A 17719-nucleotide genomic window follows, 5' to 3' on the forward strand; every position below is an offset into this window, starting at 1 on the left:
TATGCTTTTTATCCCAACAAAAACGCATCTCAACCCTTTTTGAACCAAACGCCCCATTCAATTATTCGATTTTTTCAAGAATAATTGAAAATTTTCAAGTAAAAACAAGAATTTTAAAGAAAAACAAAATAAAATAGAAGTACAATTAGCTCTTTTTCAATTTTGTACTCTACTAAAAACTGATCAAAGTAATACTCAAACAGAAAATTTTCAGTTTTTGGATTAATTCCAAGCGGGTCTTTATGATCTTAAATCTCCTTTAAAAATACAACCATTTATGGAAAAAGTCATTGGATTTTCATCATATGTGTTTTTTGTAGGTATTTTTCACTTCTTTATTTAGGATATCGAATTCATGCCAAAATACTTGGCTATTTAATATTTATCTCAGGATTTGCCTTACGAATCGGATACTTCCATTTCCTGACGGTCAGTTTCAAAAAATCTTCCCCGTCCAAAAAAAGGAAAAACTGAGGTGTTTTTTTTATAATGGTTTACCTTTGCGCTATTGCAGTTATTCACAAATTGATTTTTACCAAATAATGGAAATAGCATATTTACATCAATTTTTTCAGTTTCCTTTAATTAATAAGATTGGTTTCGTTTTTTTTACGAGTGTTACAAGTTTTTTAAATACTACAACGGTTTCGAATCCAAATGTCAAATTGATTATGGTTTTGGCCTTGCTGATTGCTGCTATTTTCATGTTTGTCAAAAATAAACCGAGAATGGATGCTGTGGGGGTAATTATGATTGCGGCCCTTCCAATCACTGGGATTATCACTGTAGAGGAAGCGCTCATTGGTTTTAGTGATCCCAATATTATCTTAATTGCTGTTTTGTTTGTAATGGGGGAAGGATTGGTCAGAACAGGGGTGGCAAGGAATGTTGGTGATTGGATCAATGAAAAGGCAGGGGGAAATGAAACAAAACTTCTTGTTTTATTGATGCTTGCTGTGGCGGGATTGGGTTCCGTGATGAGTTCCACAGCGATTGTTGCCATATTTATACCGGTAGTTTTTAGAATCTGCAGCAATACTGGAATTTCTCCGAGTCACCTCATGATGCCTATGAGTTTTGCAGCACTGATCAGCGGGATGCTAACCTTGATTTCCACCGCTCCCAATTTGGTGGTGAATTCGGAACTTATCCGACAGGGTGAAAAGGGACTTGGTTTTTTTACCATAACTCCATTTGGTTTGGCGATTTTGGCTTTGGGCGTAGTTTACATGTTGTTTGCAAGAAAATGGCTCCCTAATAATGCAAACAAATCCAACAGGAAGAAAAGGAAGCCAACATTCAAGGACTGGATAAAAAAATATGAACTGATTGATAGAGAATATAGGGTCAAAATATTGCCTGAATCCATTCTTTTAGGGCTTAAAATCAATGAATTGGACCTTAAAATCGATGGTTTAAAATTATTGGCTGTAGAAAGAAAAGAGGGAAGCAAGAATGTTTTTATCAGACCAACCAAGATAATGGATTTCCTAGTGGATGATATCTTGTTTTTAGATGTAAGAGCCGTTGATGTTGACTTAAAAAGCCTTGCAGAAAAATATGGTATCGAAAAAATCAATCTGTCGGGAGGAAAGGGTTATCTCATCTCCCTGTCTCAGGAATTAGGAATGATCGAAGCGATAATTCCTGCCGAATCGGATTTGATTGGGAAAACTGTTAAAGAAGCAAGGTTGAGATCTGAATCAGGATTAACAGTAATTGGACTTTGGAGGGGCAATCAGGTGATTTTGGAAGATTTTTTGGAGAAGCAGCTCAAGGTAGGGGATACAATTTTGATAGCCGGTTTTTGGGAAGATATCAAAAGGATGGGACTTGAGTCCGATGAACTTGTCCTTCTCAATCTGCCTGTGGAATTTGAAGAAGTCCTTCCTGCTGCTGATAAAGCCCGTCATGCCATTGTAATTTTGTTTTTGGTGGTCATGGCCATGGTGACGGGTATTTTACCCAATGTCCATGCCGTAATTTTAGGCTGTCTTGCAATGGGATTTTTTAGGATCATAGATATGAACAGTGCTTACAATTCCATTTCATGGAAAAGTCTGGTTCTGATTGTAGGTATGATGCCTTTTTCAATTGCGCTTCAAAGGACCGGTGGTGTGGAATTGGCTGCGGATGGTTTGATCAATCTTGTAGGTGAAAGTGCACCTTGGGTAGCCATTGCGGCATTATTTTTTATTACAGCGGTTTTGGGGTTGTTTATTTCGAACACTGCTACTGCCGTTTTGATGGCTCCGATCGCAATAGCAATGGCTTTTGATTTGGGCCTTTCACCCTATCCTTTTGCAATGTCTGTGATATTGGCAGCCTCTTCAGCATTTATGACGCCTGTATCTTCCCCTGTAAATACCTTGGTCGTAGCACCCGGGAATTACAAGTTTGGTGATTTTGTGAAGATAGGAGTGCCATTTACCATCATCGTTATGATTATTGCCGTTTTTCTGATTCCTTTGATTTTGCCCTTTTAATCATTAAAAATAAAAAATCCCAAACCTCCGGGATCGCGGATTATGATATTGTCAACGATGCCTTCTTTGTTAAAATAGGTAATTTCCTCTGTGATCGGTATTTTTAAAGTCCTGATTTTGGATATGATTTCTGGATTGTTTTTCCCGTTGAAATAAGTCAGTGAAGGATTGAAAAACAGATGGGGACAGGAATTCGGTTTCATCAAAGTAATTGTAAATCCATGGTTGGCTAATGAGAAAAAACCACCTTCCAACGTACCAAAAACCAACTCAAATCCGATGGCCTGATAGATTTCAAATGATTTTTTTGGATCGATTGACTCTAGGCTGATTCCCATATAATTTCCCAAAACACTGTAAGAAGCTTCTTTATCGCTGCATACTAATTCAGGAATTCTTTCGATCAAATATATCCAAACCCCATTACCATCTGAAATCAGATACCCTTCTTTGATTTGGATGACTTTTGTGATGGATTCTAGTTTTTTGATTTCTTCTTTCCAAGTTTCCTTAAAAAATTTAAATCCTGACCTTGAATACCTTTCTGGATTGATTTCTACAAAGGATTTTCCATCAGTCATACAGATTGGTTTTTCAGAAATCTGCTTGAATCCTAGTTTTAAATAAAAATCAATGCTTGAGCTTAAATGTGGTGTTGGAGTAATGATCAATGCTTGCATAAAAAAGGAATGTTATACTGGATTTTAACCAGCGTTTTCATAGGCTTTCCTTAACCAATCAAAAACTTCTTGGTCAATGTCATCAATTCCGGTCAGGTTGATTTTGTGCGTACACATGGCATTGCCGCTTGGGAGGAGTTTTTCGTTCGGTTCCTGACCTTTGAGATTGATCCCAATTTCAAACCTCGTCTTTGTGACAGGGTGAAGCAAAGCAAATTGTTTTTTTCTCCGCACGCTGACATTTGCCATTTTTGGTGAAATTTCAATGTCATCTCCAAATTTGGAGATTTCCTCAATCAACCTTGTATAAACAAGTCTAAAGTGCTCTTTTCCCGTGTATTGGCTGTTTATCAGGTCATCTTTATTCTCGAAAGAACCGGCATCTGTAGCCAAGGTTTTCAAAGCGATCAGGTTGGCAAAACCATGGGTCAAACCCAATCCCTCTTTGAGGTGCTTCATGATCTGACCATGTTTTTCGAAATTGAGCTTTTTGACTTCATCTACCCACTGCGGCAGCGTTTTTCCGGTGTTTTTGTGGAGGTTTTCCAACATTGTCTGTTCAGCTTTGTCCATGGTGTGGTGGGTTTTGATTATTTTTTCTGGGTAAAAATTGAAACAATTGCTGTTGTAAGTAATCCCATTATTGGCGCTCCGATCAATCCTTGAATAATGTAATTTTCGAGATTAAAATATGCTTCAGCAGCCTCTTGGGTTGTTTTTCCGGAAGAAACTCCATAAGCTATGGCATTTTGGAAATAATCCGGAGTTATGAATGTCGAGGTAATATATTGGGTCAACGGACTGAGGACTGTGACAAATGCAGTAATGATCATACCGCTAATAAAACCTTGCAAATAGGTCATTTTGCCATGATAAAAGTTTTTTCTTTTATCCAATAATCCAAAAACATAAACAGCAATTGCCGGGACTGCAATAAAATTTGTGTATATGACGTGTTTGTCAATGTGGGCGTCATGCAATCCAACGGCTTTTTCCAAGACCATCCAAAGGAGGGTCATGATGGCAAAGATGATTGCCCATTTGATTTCAATTTTGATGTTTTTCATAAAGCCGGGGTTTGAATGATGAGGAAAGTGTCCAAAATCAGGACATGTACAATGAAAATTTAAAAAATTTAATTTTGTATAAAAAAAAATTGATAGGATAATTTTAGCAAAAACTACTTAATTGTTTAAAATTATTTGGCTTTCATTTTGTTTCCTTTGGAATCATGTGTGACTTCGGCTAAGCCAAGTTTTTCCATCAAGGGTGGTATATACATTCCGAATCGTCCACGCAAGCCTTTTTTTAACCCATACCAACCGCCAATAGGATTGGATTCAGATCGGCCCCAAGCTTCAACTGTACCTTCTTTGGCAGGTTTTTGTTCGTCTGCGCTTCCCAATTCTATCCAATCACCATGCGATTTAAGCATTTGGTGTAGGTCATTTAAGCATCGGAAATCATATAAAAGGGTTGTTTTTCCCACAACACATACGATGACTTCTCTATCGTCTTTTACATCCAAATACATTTCATATTCAGATGTCAGTGGGGGAGTTTTAAGTTTCCACGGGTTGTTTTTTGTGCCTTCCTTTTCCATTTTAGTTTTGATTTTAAAAATCCTTTATTTTTTAAAATTAAATCATTTTTAAGCATGTTTTTTATTTTGACCCAAGTTTTAAAAAATGGAATTAGGACTTAAATTAAGATTTTTGCAGTTCTAATAAGTTTCAAAAATCATACTTGATGCCTTCCGGAAGCTTTTCCACGATCAGCTTCATCCATTCCCCATTTACTTTTATTACTACAATATTATTGTCTTTGTCATAAAACATGGTACCGTTTTCACTTTCTTTAAGTGCATTGTAATTGACATGCTTGGCGCTTTCCTCAAAATTCACTTCTGCATCGCCTTGAGGTTCCTCTTTTCGCAAGTCCTCTTTGCCGATGTTTCCCAAAGTAAGTGTGTTGGACAGTTTCAAAGAACCATAGAATATCGCCTTGTCCCTACTAAATAGAAAGGAATGTTGCCTGACATCCGAACCAATCCTAAACCAATTATAAGCAAGTTCTGAATGATTATATTCTGTACCGTAATAATACAGTTCTGCTACCGGTTTTTCATTTTCGACATGCTTGTTGAGCAAAAGGGTAATGCGGGATTTGTCATCTTTGGCATAACCTTCAAATACATGAAATCCCCATCTTTTCTTATTTTTTTCTATCTCATTCCCGCGGACCTGTATCATGTAGGGTGTGCTGAGGATACCATTTACCGTGGTGTACATTGGCGTTAGCTTGGGATCTAAACCAAAATTATAGCCCCGCAATTGCCAATTTACCCAAGTAGTATCAATGTCAGAATAAAGTTCTGACCGATAATTTGAAGAATTTTCCGAAGCATTTTCTAGTTTGAAGTATTTGCTTCGGTCAATTTCAGAAGAGGTTTGAGCAAAGGAAATGTGCATCACAAATGCGAATAGGATTAACAATAGGAAGGATTTCATAAGATGGGTTTTAAATTTTCTAATTAAGATAGGATATACCATTCGAAATTCTCAAAAAATCATATTCAATTAAGCTCAAGGCTTAATTTGTGAACTACAAAAAAATAAATGCTTTCTTATTTATAAAAAATAAAATCAATTGAGAAGAAGATTTTTCCCAACCACAGGCTCAACCAATTTTCCTTTGATAGATTCTTTATTGGATACCAACACATCCCAAGGTTCCATCCTCGGTTCGTCGGAAAGGTTAAAAGTCCCAAAATGCATAGGGATAAAGAATTTTCCCTCCAAAGTGTTAAATGCATCAATGGCATCTTTGGGGCTGATGTGAGCTTGGTGCATAAACCATTCGGGTTTGTAAGCGCCAACTCCCATCAGGCAAAAATCAGGTGTTCCAAGGGTATTTTTGATGTCTTCAAAATGCTCACCTTTACCGCTATCTCCCATAAAGAAAATGGACTGATCTCCGTTTTGGATGTAAAAACCTCCCCAAAGACTCTTGTTTTCATCAGTCAGCCATCGCCTGGACCAATGCCTACTCGGAACATACGTGATCGTCAGACCACTATCCAAAAGCGAATACTGTTGATACCATCCTGCTTCTTCGATTTCATGACCGTTGGTCCAACCTTTAATCACACTTTCAAGACCCAAACCTGTCAGGATTTTCAGGGAAGGATTGGCGTTGGTCAGGTATTTAATCGAGTTTTCATCACAATGGTCCCGATGATTATGCGACAAAAGGATATAATCGAGTTTGGGCATTTTTTCCAAAGGAAACGGCAAAGGGCTCTCTCTCTTCAGAAAAGTATTATCGATGAGAAGCGGATCTGTTAGGAAAACTTTTCCTTGGATTCTCATCAGGTACGAAGCATGTCCCAACCAAATAAGGTAGTCTTCTTGACCAATAAAGACAGTGGAATCGAATTCCACTGTCAAAAACCTGGTTTCTGCTTTCTTCTCTGCTTTCTGTGGATTTTTGCTAGTTTGCCATTTCAATACATCTCCAAAACTTGATTCAAATGGCTGGTACAGATTTACAAATCTTCCATTGTCATCCAATGGATTTCCTTTCCAGTCATCATTGGGTTTGATGGTAGTAAGTTGTGGATTTGAGGTGAATTTAGGTTTCATAGGTGCATCATCTTCATTTTTTAGGAAAATGAAAATCAATGGAATCAGTAAAACCAGAAGGTAGGATTTCTTTTTCATTGCCTCATTGACCCAACAGCTTAACTGAAGGAAAGTTTATGCTGCCAATAATTCCTGAAGCAATTCAGATGGGGTTTCTAAAAGTGCTATTTTTTCTTCTTCCAGGATTTTGTTGAGTTCAAGTTCCAACTCGAAGATCAAGCCATCCACATAGACTTTGTCCATGTGGAGTTCTTTGTAAAAATTAGCCGACTTTTGTTTTCCTGACAATGGGATGCCATAGCTTCGGAATACACCGATCGCCTTTTTCATGTTTGAAATTTTGTTCATGATGGGTAGAGGTTTTAAATAATAATTGGTTTGTTTATATTTTTTCAATTCAAAGTCTTACACACATTCTAAGCTGGAATTCCGATAACTTGTTCTCTCTATGAAATTTTTTACTTTTTAATCAACAATTTTCACTGAATTGCGGTCACTGTTTTTCTGAAAACTGATCCCTGAAATACTGCTTACTGAATTCTAGGTGGTAATAACTTATAGACAACCGGGGTCACGATCCTAGATAAGACAGTCGAACTGATCAATCCCCCTATGAGCACTATTGCAAGAGGTGATATCAACGGGTTAGTTGACCAAGCGATTGGCATCAGGCCGCCAATAGCAGTAAGGGTGGTCAATACTATCGGTAAAAACCTAATTTCTCCCGCTTCCCGTATGGCTGCGTCGAGTGACTTTCCTTCTGCCCGGAGTTGGTTGGTAAAGTCTACAAGCAAAATAGAATTCTTCACCTCAATTCCTGCCAAAGCGATCAAACCGATGATCGCAACGAATGATAGCGAGTTTCCGGTAATCCATAAGGCCGCCAACGCACCGACCATTCCCAACGGAATCACGGATAATACGATGATTGTACTCTTAAAGGTTTTAAATAACAATATCAAAACTGCGATGAAGAGGAAAACCGTAACGATAATCACCGTCTGAAAACCGCCAAAAGACTCTTCTCTTGTCTCGGCTTCGCCTGCCATTTTGAAATTATAACCTTCCGGCATGGTAACTTTTTCTACTTTGGCACTTACTTCATTGATAACCCTATCTGCCAAAAAACCCTCTTGCACAAAAGCCGTGACGGAAACTGTACGGGTTTTGTTGTAGTGGCTGATGAGAAGCGGGGAACTTTCAAATTCCAGATCTGCAATCTGCTCAATGGGAATGGCGGCACCTTGATTGTTGTTTATAAAAAGTTTGTTAAAACTTATTAAAGAGGCCCTTTCTTCCTTTGGACTGGTGACAATGATCTCTTTTTGGTCACCGTTGGCATCAGAATAGGAACCCAATTTCAGTCCTGCTACAGCTAACCTTACTGTGCGGTCTACTTCCATGATGTTGATTCCCAAAGACCTTGCTTTTTCTTTTTGGATTGCGACTTTGATGTCAGTTTTAAGATTGCTGACAGGATTGTTGATATAGATGGTTCCTTGAGTTTCCTGAATCAGTTTTTCAACTTTGGCGGCAAGGACCCTCAGGCTATCGAGGTTTTCGCCGGAGAGACGAACTTCAACAGGTGCTGTAACCGGAGGTCCCTGTTCAAAGTTTTTGACCTCAATTTTTGCACCTGCAAAATTGTTGAACTGGCTTCGGAGGGTTTCCGTAATCCTGACTTTTTCTTTTACGGAAGAATTTGGATCCAACTGTACAAAAATCTGCGCAAAGTCGGTTCTTTCATTTTCTGGAATTACGTTGTAATAAATCCTTGGATTTCCTTTTCCCACATTGGTAGAGAAAAATTGGATTTCAGGAATTTCTTTAAGGACTGCTTCCACTTTTTTGGTTACCGCATCAGTTTCTCCGATTTTGGTTTGGATCGGAGTGATGATGTTGACCAGGAATTGTGGCTTTTCTGAAGCAGGAAAAAGGCTGAAGCCAATAACAGGAAACAAAGCCATTGATGAAGCGAATACAACAAGAGCAATGACTAAGGTTTGAACTGGTTTTCTTAAAGATCTTTCTAACAGAGGAGCATAACTTACAGAAATCGCTTTTTGTAGTGACCGCAAGAATAGATTTCCCTGATGGCCTTCAACATGTTCTTTCAAAAGTCTACTGGAAAGGAAGGGAATAATCGTCAGGGAAACCAACATCGATGCCAATACACTGGTAATGACAGCTATTGGAAGACTTCTGATGAAATCTCCTGAACCTTCCGGAAGGAAAACCAAAGGCATAAATGCAATGATCAATGTGACGGTACATCCCACTACAGATAAACCGATCTGCTTGGTCCCCAACAGCGTAGCCTCCATCCTTGAATGCCCTTCCCGGATCCAACGCTCTATATTTTCAACCACAACGATGCTGTCATCTACCAATAAGCCAAGGGCCACCACGAGTCCGACTATGCTCAACTGATTGAGGCTATACCCTAAGGCATTGAGCAAAACCAAACCTATCGCCAATGATAGCGGTATGGATATCATGACAATGGCAGCTGCACGACCACCGAGTGGCATCAAAGTAATAGAAACCAGAAGGATCGCAATGACAAAGTCAAAACCTAGTCCGCCCAATCTTTTGTTTACAAATTCAGCTTGATCAAAAGCCAAAACCATGTCTATATTGGAAGGAAGGCTGGTCTTGAATTTTTCCAATACTGGAAGGTATTGCTCCTGAACCTGAGAAATATTACTTCCTTCTTTTAAGGCAGCATTAACAAAAACTGTCCTGTATCCATTTAACCTTGTGATGTGTTTGTTTTCCTCATAATCAAAATGGACGTCAGCAATATCCTTGAGTGCCACATTTTTTCCTTGGAAAGCAATGACTTGCGTATTGGCGATTTCATCGAGGTCTTTATAATCTCCAGAGGTTTTTACATTGAAAGCCTTGTTTCCTGCCTCAATAGTTCCCCCGGGAATATTACCAATTTCACTTTGGATGCTCCCGAGTACTGCCTGGACAGGAATGTTCATTCGGGCCATTTGGTCTAAGTGAAGGTCTATCCTGACTATTTCGTTGGGAAGCCCAAAGATTTCCACTTCTTTAAGGGCATTGACTTTTTCAAGTTCTTCCTGTAACCTTTCGGCATATTTCTTCAGGTTTTCTCTGGAACTGTTTTCACTTATCAGTCCAATCTGAAGGATGTTGACATTGGAAGGTGAAACCTTATTGACATCTATGCTATATATGTCCTGAGGCAATTCATCCCTCATACTGTTGATTTCACGGACGAGTTCTTGATACTTGTCATTCACATTTGACTCATATTTGTAATCCACATTGAGCACTGCAACACCGTCAGAAATGGTGGTTTTGATTTTCTTAATATCCTCAAGGGCATAGATTCTTTTTTCTAAAGGGTCAACTACCAACTCTTCCATATCTGCAGGGCTAGTTCCCGGATATACTACAATTACAGGAAATTGCGGTCCGTCAGTAGCAGGATCCTCACTTCTTGGCATGTTCAAAAATGTCGTCAACCCCAATGCGATCGTCATCAGGAAAATAACCAGGGTAAACTGGTAGTTTTTTACTGCAAAATTAGAAATACGCATATCAGTCTTGGATTGAAATAGGAGATAGGTCTGTCAAATAGGCACTTCCTGAAACGATCAGCTTGGAATATCCTTCCAACCCTTCGGTAATCTGTACTTTATCGGGATAGATTTTACCGATTTTGATACTTACTTTTTGGGCAGTTTTCCCATCATTTGTTACAAAGACAAATCCCTTACCTGAATTGGCATCCAAGATGGATTCATAGGGGACAAACCATGTTTGTTGACTTGTTTCTGATAGGACCTTTGCAGTTCCAAACATACCGGAAGCAAGATAATCAGGAGCTTTTTCTGTGAATTCAATTTCCACCTGATAGGTGCCTGTCGTCGGATCGGAGAATTTTGATTTTCTTTTTACCCTACCTGTATATAATTTTTCTGGTTCGACAGGAGTTGCTATATTGACCTTATCCCCTTCTTTGACCATGGCCCATTCTTTGTCACTTAAAGAGACCTTCAGCTTCCAGCTTCCTTTCCCGGATCCGTTGGTCTGAAAAACCGGTGAACCTGGCGCTATCTGCTGTCCTGGATTGACAAATTTTTTCAGCACATTTCCGTCACTTATTGCTCTGATCTGAGAGTAGTCTTGGTTGAATCTGGCAGCCTCAAGACTTTGCGCAGCAATGTCCAATGCTGTTTTGCTGTTTTGAGCCTGTTCGACTGTTGCAACAGAGTCAGCCAAAAGTCTTTGTACCCTTTCATAGTCTCTTTTAGCTTTTTCATAGCCTAACCGGGCTTGATTCACAGCAGTGTTGATTTCGGTTAGGTCCAAAGTTGCCAAGAGTTGGCCTTTTCGGATAACATCGCCTTCCGACACCAAAACCTGTGATATGATGCCGCCGGTTTTGAAAGAAAGCATGGTCTCGTCATCGGTAGTGAATTGGCCTGTGGCATCAATTTCAAGGTTCCCTTCTGAGACAGATATTTGCTTGATTTTGACAGGAATCTCTCCAGTTGGGATTTCAGTATTCATCGAATTTCCTTTTTTGCCGCAGCCTTGGAGGAAAGTAATTCCTATGATAGGAAATAGGAGGTAGAGGAATGTGGATTTCATGGTAGTATCAGTTCAAAGTTTGTAGTTCTCTTTCTAGTTCGGCCACAGCGGATAGCAGGCTGTAGTTAGCAATGGTGAGTTTCAATTCTGACAGTGTGAATTGGTTTCGGGCATCGATGAATTCTATCAAAGAATTGGTGCCTTCTTTATATCCCCGATCAATCAACCTCAAGTATGCGGTGGCTGATCTTAGGTTTTGTTCGGCAGAGTATTTTGCTGCTTCTGCTGCTTTGATGTTGTTTTTTGCGGCCCGGATAGCCATTTCAATAGAATCATCCAAAAGTTCTGTCTGGTAAGATAAATTCCTAATTTCATTTTTGGCTCTCGTAATGGCATTCCTGTTCCTGCCGCCTTGGAATATCGGAAAGGACATGTTTACGCCAAGCATGAAATACCGGCTTTGGTCGCTGACATCGAATTCAAAGCCTTGCATTCCAATATCCGCAAAGGTGTTGAGTCTAGGTATGGCAAAATTCTGATTCATTCTCAAGGCTGTTTCCTGAATTCCTTTGGCTGTATTGATTTTGTGGATTTCAGCCCTGTCTGAGAAGTCTTCTTCCTGCATCAGATTGTCAATTTCCATTTCATTGATGGACTGTGTCTCAAAAATGACTTCACTTTCAATAGGCCGATTGATCAGGAAGTTGACATAGTAGGCAGCATTTTTCATCCTGTTTTCCGCTTCAATGAGTTGTGAATTGATGTTTTCAACTTCACTTTCAGCCCTTAAAACCTGCGCTGGAAGGCCTTTTCCGTTGGCTAATAGGGATTTATTGTCTTTGAGATTCTGTTGGACAAGGATTTTTGATTCCTCCAAAATCTGCTTGGCAGTATAGGCTAGGCAATATTTGTAATAAGCTTGTTTGATATTTTTGGTCAGTTCGGCTTTATAGATCTCAATTTCAAATTCCTCAAGCCTCACCGATTGGTCACGGATCTGTTTGTTGAAGTGAAGGTCTGGGTTGATGACAGGGTAGGAGATGCGTACTCTTGCATCGTAAAAGTTATTTGCCAGGAATTGCTCTTCCACGTTTTGTATCTGGGGAAATGCTTGCCTATCCAACAGTGTGTTTAAAGAGGAATAAACACCATTCAACAGATCGCCGATCGGTAGGACAATAGCCCTACCTCCATCTGCCACCGTATATGTGGCTCCAAAATCAATTGAGGGAAGGAAAAAACTCTTGGCATCTTTCAAAGCCAATATGCTCTGATCCAAGGATATATTCTTTTCTTTCAGGACTAGATTGTTTTGCAGGCCCTCATCTAGGTAATTGTTAAGTACCGATTGGGATTGGACTTCCTCCAACATTCCAAAGAAAAGTAGGAAGACGATAAGGAATTTTTTGTGGCTGTTTTCCATTTTATATTTTAATGTTAATTTAATGAACACTGTTTAATATTAGGCTAAAAAAATATCAGCAACGATCCAAAATCAATAGAAAGGAGTTGTAGCTGTTTTCAATTATTTGATCCACTTCAGCAACATCAAGCACATTTACCCTTTTTCTGATTTTCAGAGAAACCATACCGTGAACAGTAGACCAAATAAGGAAAGAGATTGCTTCGAGATGATGTCCCTGAAAGTGCCCCTTTTTCATGCATTGATTGACTGTAGATCTCAATAAGTTAAAAGTGGAATCGCCTTCGATCCAACATAAGTCATCCCTTTTTACTACAAAATCTATGGGTGCTTCTATGATAAACATCAGGTCGTACATGTCAGCATTTTCCAAAGCATATTGGATATAAATCCTTCCCATAGCCTTCAAGCGGCTCATTGGGTCTTCTACAGCACCCAAGATTTCCATTCTTTTCCTTAATTCCTGAAATCCTTCCTGATGCAGTGCATAAAAAATCTCATTCTTATCCTGGAAATAATGGTAAATGATTCCTGGGCTGTATTCGATCTCATCCGCTATATTCCGGATAGAAGTTTTTTCAAAGCCTCTTTCAATAAAGAGTCTCTTTGCTGCTTTTAGGATTTGGTCCTTCAGTTCTTCTTTTTCCCGTATCTTTCTTTCGGCTACGCCCATGATGATTTATTGTACAAGCAAATATAATTGAACAGTGTTTAATTTTACAAATATCAACCGGATTTTTTTCAAATTTTATTAAGGACCAATCGAATTCTGCAAATATTGGAATAATTGCTTATTGCCTGATATCATCTTTGCTCAAATTTGATGGATTTAATCTATTCAGCTTATTAGCCCATTTGATTTTCAAATTACTGTTTTTTACTCTAAATTGAAATTGCTTGAAAAGAGCGTTCCCTGATGTTTCGGCTTAAGTTCTCCTTTTCAATCAAATTCAATCAAAAAAGTAATTAACTCACAAACCAAAACCTTTAAATAACCATGAAATCCCGAAGAGACTTTTTACAAAAACTGACTGTCGGTGCAGGTATTCTCCCGTTTGCTTTCAGTTTTACACCAAATGAAAATCCTATGAATATATTCGATGATGTGCAGGATGGACCTATCCTCCGAGTCGCCATCATGGGATTGGGGAGCTACGGCAACCGAGTAGCAGAAGCAATGATGGATTGCAAACGGGCTAAAATCACCGGTGTGATCAGCGGAACGCCTTCAAAAATCAAAGAATGGCAAAGCAAATATGCCATACCTGATAAAAACTGCTACAATTATGAAAACTTTGATGCGATCAAAAACAACCCAGACATTGATGCGGTCTATATCATTACTCCGAATGCCCTCCATCATGGACAATGTCTGAGAGTGGCTGCTGCCGGTAAACATGTCATCTGTGAAAAACCAATGGCTATCAATGCCAAAGAAGGTCAGGAAATGGTAGATGCCTGCAAGAAAGCCGGAGTAAAACTATTGATCGGATATAGGATGCACTTTGAAGCAAATACCTTAGAAGTCGTCAGATTGCGGAAAGAAGGGGAATTTGGGACCATTAAGTTTTTCCAGGGATTGAGTGGATTCAAAATCGGAGACCCCACTCAATGGAGATTAAACAAAGCATTGGCAGGAGGTGGTGCCATGATGGATATCGGGATCTATTCAATCAATGGCGCTAGGTATATGGTAGGAGAGGAGCCTGTTTGGGTCACTGCACAGGAAGAGAAAACAGATCCGGTTAAATTTAAGGAAGGCGTAGACGAAACCATTACTTTTCAGTTGGGTTTTCCAAGTGGTGTTATTGGTTCCTGCCTTTCTACATATGCAATAAGCTACCTTGATAAATTTTTCTTAGTCGGAGAAAAGGGATTTGCCGAAATGCAGCCCTCGACAGGATATGGTCCAATCAAAAGCTGGACCAACAAAGGCAGACTTGATTTACCACATGTCACGCATCAGACTACGCAGATGGATCAGATGGCTATGATAATTTTGGATGGAAAGAAACCAATTATCCCTGTGGATGGAGAAGAAGGCGTCAAGGACATGAAGATCATTGATGCAATTTTTGAGGCAGCCAAAAGTGGAAAAAGGGTTCCTTTGAAACTGTAATAGAACCTTAAAAATCTTAGGCCTGTGAGAATCCGTGCTTGAAATCATGGAGTTCCACAGGCTTTTTTTATTCAAATACTTTTTCAACAAATGATTCAATTTTTTAGGCTTTAAATTTCCTTTGAAGATCAGTTAAAGTTAATTTTTTGAAAGAAGTAAAATTTTAATATTTTTCTTTTGAAAAGATAAACCGACATCATTTTGAAAATGAAATAAAAATTCCTTTTTAAAATAATTAAAAAATTGATAATCAATTAAATACAAAAATTTTTCCAACTGCATATAAACTATTAATACCTCCTCAATTTAGACCTTTAGAATACAAAATTTCAAAAGGATTTTTTCTAAAAAAAATGGAAAAAAATTAATCAGGAACACCGTTTTTTTTGAGGTTACTTCAATTTAAGTTTGGTACAAATTTATAATGTTATATGAAGATTATTTATAGTTTATTCGTTGTATTCTTCGCAGCTCAGTTTCAAATAAATGCCCAAAATGAAACAGCAACTGTTTATTTATTAAGGCCACCAGGACCCGATGCTATGGTACCTTATTTTACTTACTTGGATGATGAATTATTGTGTAAGGTTGGCAATGGTAGATTTTCAGTCCATCAGATAAATGTAGGAGGCCATCAAATCCATGCCCAGTATCGAGGTAAGATATCTTCATCTCCCGAAGTCAGGCTTCCGCTAAATCTTGAGGCTGGTAAAACTTATTATGTTATGATCGTAGTTTTTACGAATAACTTTTCAGGAGGAGGCCACATTTGTGTGGAGCTAAGTGAAACTAGCGGAAAAAAAATACTTGGTTTATTAGAAGAAAATAAAGAATGCCTTTGAGGCAATTTCCACCCATTCAAAATCACTCAATCCAACATCATTCTTTGCTCTAATCTATTGGGCAATGCACCTACATTTTATATCAAAGGTTTATTTAGCAATAACCTGTGTCCTGACAATTAACTCTCAAAACCAAATTTAAATTAAACTCAATTCCTCAAAAACAACAGTGATTTATGAAAAGAACAATTTTAGTTTTATTCTTATTGACGGGCGGTTTATACAATTATGTTGCTGCCCAAAATACCACGCCTTTAAGGTTTTTAATTGAAGGAGGATTGGCATTGGGAGGCGATGACGTTGCTACTGTCAATTTTACCAACGGGAATTCTCAGAGGGTAAATGCAGGTCAGGGTATCTCACTAGGAGTTGGGGCGGAATATGCAATTCCAAGCCTTGAGAGTATCAGACTGAGATCTTCTGTGGGGATCAAATATGTGACCACCGCAGCAGACAATGCCCATATCAGACTTACCAGAATTCCGATTAATGTGAGTGGAAATTATGTTTTCAATGATACCTGGAGACTTGGTTTGGGAATGTCCTTTCATACCAATATAAAATTCAATGCGGGTGGGATCGGTGATAATTTCACTCTTGGAAATGCCTCAGGCCCTTTCATTGAATTTGCGTACAAATGGGTTGGTCTCACTTACACCATAATGAACTATGAAGGTGTGCTTGGAGAAACTTATAATGCCAATTCAATTGGTATCACATTCTCAGGAGTATTGCCTAAGAGAAATTGATAAAATTCACAACATGACCTACACAGATTGTTGATTTGGTCAAATGAAAAAGGAATCTACCAAGCAAAAAAAACCTGTGATTTCACAGGTTTTTTGCTTTGTGCAGGAATCTGCTTAATCCTCTTCGAGAATCAATTCTTTTGCCGGAACAGGAATACCTGCAACCTCTTCCAAAAATCTTTTTGTTTCTCTTAGAACTCCTTCCCAATCTTTCGAGGTAATGCTGGAAGCGATGACATGGTCACCGGATTCTGGAAACGCTACCTTGATTTTTTTATTTTCCGGGGTCTGGACTTGGTCAAACATTTCAAACATCTTAGGAACGGAGACAACCTTGTCCTGTTCTTCTTCATTTTTGTAAAAATATCCCAAGAACATTGGCTGATGGATTTCTTTAAACGTCTCGGCGTTCATTTTACTCCTGATCAAAACTCCCAAGCTCCGGTAACTGTTCAAGTGATATTCCCTAGACCAATATTTTGCTTTATCACCTTCTCTTTCGTTGACGATAGTCCCGTTTTCATATTGAAATTTCTCAGCCAAAAAAGATAACCAAGGTTTAAAAAAGATTTCCAAAGCATCTCCATATTCTCTGACACAGGGAGAATAAAGAACCAAAGCCTTCATATCAGGTCTTTCAGAAGCTAGAACCAAAGACAATGCACCACCCATGGAGGTCCCCACGATGATGACGGAGTCTCCAAGGCTTTTTCCCACCATAAATGCCTCTCTGGCTTCATCTACCAACTTTTGGGCAGTCAGATGTCTGAATCCATCCGGTCTGCTGATGCCATGTTCGGGTAGTCTGACTAGATATAAATTGGCGTCAAAATAATCCGCAAGTTCTCGGTGCACAGGATCTCCTTCCATATTACTAGCACCAAATCCATGGATGTAGACGATAGAATAGGGGGTTTTACTCTTATTGATACTATCTGCCCAAACAATTTTTGCTTCATTGCCCGGTTTCAATCCCTTCACTGTATCCCTTTTTGCTTGGATGAAGGCCTGAAGTTCTCCCATCCGGGTTGGAACCGCAGGGTATTCTCCTGATAAATCTTCGATTTGGGATTTTGGACCTAGCATATAAACTATGGCTAAGATGATCAAGAATCCAAGTAGAAACTGCAATGATTTTTTCATGTTGCAACTTTTATGAGTATTCAGTAAAGCTAAAACCTTACTGGCATTTAACCAATCCAAATCT

The 17719-nt window shown here is 38.8% G+C and carries 16 protein-coding genes; 4 read left to right on the forward strand and 12 right to left on the reverse strand.

The features are described 5' to 3' along the window. Positions 1 to 671: 671 nt before the first annotated feature. On the forward strand, positions 672 to 2486 hold the full coding sequence (locus tag NK987_RS10250) for an SLC13 family permease (protein WP_259263758.1): 1815 nt from the start codon (positions 672 to 674) through the stop codon (positions 2484 to 2486). On the opposite strand, the gene NK987_RS10255 is transcribed toward NK987_RS10250, so the two are convergent. The 11 genes from NK987_RS10255 to NK987_RS10305 form a co-directional block, all read right to left on the reverse strand. Next, positions 2483 to 3166 (reverse strand): hypothetical protein, encoded by a 684-nt coding sequence (locus NK987_RS10255; protein WP_259263759.1) that lies wholly within the window; start codon positions 3164 to 3166, stop codon positions 2483 to 2485. The genes NK987_RS10250 and NK987_RS10255 overlap by 4 nt on opposite strands. Before the next feature lie 24 nt (positions 3167 to 3190). Further along, on the reverse strand, positions 3191 to 3739 hold the full coding sequence (locus tag NK987_RS10260) for a DUF4287 domain-containing protein (RefSeq protein WP_259263760.1): 549 nt from the start codon (positions 3737 to 3739) through the stop codon (positions 3191 to 3193). A 17-nt stretch (positions 3740 to 3756) separates the two neighbouring features. Beyond that, the gene (locus NK987_RS10265) at positions 3757 to 4233 is read right to left on the reverse strand and encodes a DUF4199 domain-containing protein (protein ID WP_259263761.1); all 477 of its coding nucleotides are present in this window, start codon (positions 4231 to 4233) and stop codon (positions 3757 to 3759) included. A gap of 131 nt (positions 4234 to 4364) precedes the next feature. Beyond that, complete coding sequence (locus NK987_RS10270) at positions 4365 to 4769, reverse strand: DUF6855 family protein (protein WP_259263762.1); 405 nt, start codon at positions 4767 to 4769, stop codon at positions 4365 to 4367. 130 nt (positions 4770 to 4899) lie between these two features. Next, positions 4900 to 5676, reverse strand: coding sequence for a hypothetical protein (locus NK987_RS10275; protein WP_259263763.1), 777 nt, complete (start codon positions 5674 to 5676; stop codon positions 4900 to 4902). Between the two features lie 135 nt (positions 5677 to 5811). Further along, the gene (locus NK987_RS10280; protein WP_259263764.1) at positions 5812 to 6810 is read right to left on the reverse strand and encodes an MBL fold metallo-hydrolase; all 999 of its coding nucleotides are present in this window, start codon (positions 6808 to 6810) and stop codon (positions 5812 to 5814) included. 114 nt (positions 6811 to 6924) lie between these two features. Next, positions 6925 to 7158 (reverse strand): acyl carrier protein, encoded by a 234-nt coding sequence (locus NK987_RS10285; protein WP_258424872.1) that lies wholly within the window; start codon positions 7156 to 7158, stop codon positions 6925 to 6927. A gap of 182 nt (positions 7159 to 7340) precedes the next feature. Then, positions 7341 to 10382 carry an efflux RND transporter permease subunit gene (locus NK987_RS10290; protein ID WP_259263765.1) on the reverse strand — a complete coding sequence of 1014 codons (3042 nt, stop codon included), beginning with the start codon at positions 10380 to 10382 and terminating at the stop codon, positions 7341 to 7343. A 1-nt stretch (position 10383) separates the two neighbouring features. Continuing rightward, entirely contained in the window at positions 10384 to 11439 is a 1056-nt protein-coding gene (locus NK987_RS10295; protein ID WP_259263766.1) for an efflux RND transporter periplasmic adaptor subunit, read from the reverse strand. 7 nt (positions 11440 to 11446) lie between these two features. Further along, a complete protein-coding gene (locus NK987_RS10300) occupies positions 11447 to 12802 on the reverse strand; it encodes a TolC family protein (RefSeq protein ID WP_259263767.1) in 1356 nt (451 codons plus the stop codon). A gap of 55 nt (positions 12803 to 12857) precedes the next feature. Then, entirely contained in the window at positions 12858 to 13475 is a 618-nt protein-coding gene (locus NK987_RS10305) for a TetR/AcrR family transcriptional regulator (RefSeq protein WP_259263768.1), read from the reverse strand. 324 nt (positions 13476 to 13799) lie between these two features. On the opposite strand from NK987_RS10305, the gene NK987_RS10310 reads away from it, so the two are divergent. From NK987_RS10310 to NK987_RS10320, 3 genes are all read left to right on the forward strand, one after another. Continuing rightward, positions 13800 to 14921 (forward strand): Gfo/Idh/MocA family protein, encoded by a 1122-nt coding sequence (locus NK987_RS10310; protein ID WP_259263769.1) that lies wholly within the window; start codon positions 13800 to 13802, stop codon positions 14919 to 14921. A 431-nt stretch (positions 14922 to 15352) separates the two neighbouring features. Next, positions 15353 to 15763 (forward strand): hypothetical protein, encoded by a 411-nt coding sequence (locus NK987_RS10315; protein WP_259263770.1) that lies wholly within the window; start codon positions 15353 to 15355, stop codon positions 15761 to 15763. A 176-nt stretch (positions 15764 to 15939) separates the two neighbouring features. Beyond that, the gene (locus NK987_RS10320) at positions 15940 to 16512 is read left to right on the forward strand and encodes a hypothetical protein (protein WP_259263771.1); all 573 of its coding nucleotides are present in this window, start codon (positions 15940 to 15942) and stop codon (positions 16510 to 16512) included. Between the two features lie 114 nt (positions 16513 to 16626). Here NK987_RS10320 and NK987_RS10325 read toward each other — a convergent pair whose 3' ends face one another. After that, positions 16627 to 17655 carry an alpha/beta hydrolase gene (locus NK987_RS10325; protein ID WP_259263772.1) on the reverse strand — a complete coding sequence of 343 codons (1029 nt, stop codon included), beginning with the start codon at positions 17653 to 17655 and terminating at the stop codon, positions 16627 to 16629. Positions 17656 to 17719 lie beyond the last annotated feature (64 nt).

Origin of the sequence: Aquiflexum gelatinilyticum (assembly GCF_024813435.1) — a bacterium.
In the GTDB taxonomy this organism is placed as follows: Bacteria; Bacteroidota; Bacteroidia; order Cytophagales; family Cyclobacteriaceae; genus Cognataquiflexum; species Cognataquiflexum gelatinilyticum.

Bases quoted from the DNA above. Each gene is read 5' to 3' on its own strand.
- NK987_RS10250 (WP_259263758.1), top strand. From the start codon at position 672: ATGGTTTTGGCCTTGCTGATTGCTGCTATTTTCATGTTTGTCAAAAAT.
- NK987_RS10255 (WP_259263759.1), bottom strand. From the start codon at position 3,166: ATGCAAGCATTGATCATTACTCCAACACCACATTTAAGCTCAAGCATT.
- NK987_RS10260 (WP_259263760.1), bottom strand. From the start codon at position 3,739: ATGGACAAAGCTGAACAGACAATGTTGGAAAACCTCCACAAAAACACC.
- NK987_RS10265 (WP_259263761.1), bottom strand. From the start codon at position 4,233: ATGAAAAACATCAAAATTGAAATCAAATGGGCAATCATCTTTGCCATC.
- NK987_RS10270 (WP_259263762.1), bottom strand. From the start codon at position 4,769: ATGGAAAAGGAAGGCACAAAAAACAACCCGTGGAAACTTAAAACTCCC.
- NK987_RS10275 (WP_259263763.1), bottom strand. From the start codon at position 5,676: ATGAAATCCTTCCTATTGTTAATCCTATTCGCATTTGTGATGCACATT.
- NK987_RS10280 (WP_259263764.1), bottom strand. From the start codon at position 6,810: ATGAAACCTAAATTCACCTCAAATCCACAACTTACTACCATCAAACCC.
- NK987_RS10285 (WP_258424872.1), bottom strand. From the start codon at position 7,158: ATGAACAAAATTTCAAACATGAAAAAGGCGATCGGTGTATTCCGAAGC.
- NK987_RS10290 (WP_259263765.1), bottom strand. From the start codon at position 10,382: ATGCGTATTTCTAATTTTGCAGTAAAAAACTACCAGTTTACCCTGGTT.
- NK987_RS10295 (WP_259263766.1), bottom strand. From the start codon at position 11,439: ATGAAATCCACATTCCTCTACCTCCTATTTCCTATCATAGGAATTACT.
- NK987_RS10300 (WP_259263767.1), bottom strand. From the start codon at position 12,802: ATGGAAAACAGCCACAAAAAATTCCTTATCGTCTTCCTACTTTTCTTT.
- NK987_RS10305 (WP_259263768.1), bottom strand. From the start codon at position 13,475: ATGGGCGTAGCCGAAAGAAAGATACGGGAAAAAGAAGAACTGAAGGAC.
- NK987_RS10310 (WP_259263769.1), top strand. From the start codon at position 13,800: ATGAAATCCCGAAGAGACTTTTTACAAAAACTGACTGTCGGTGCAGGT.
- NK987_RS10315 (WP_259263770.1), top strand. From the start codon at position 15,353: ATGAAGATTATTTATAGTTTATTCGTTGTATTCTTCGCAGCTCAGTTT.
- NK987_RS10320 (WP_259263771.1), top strand. From the start codon at position 15,940: ATGAAAAGAACAATTTTAGTTTTATTCTTATTGACGGGCGGTTTATAC.
- NK987_RS10325 (WP_259263772.1), bottom strand. From the start codon at position 17,655: ATGAAAAAATCATTGCAGTTTCTACTTGGATTCTTGATCATCTTAGCC.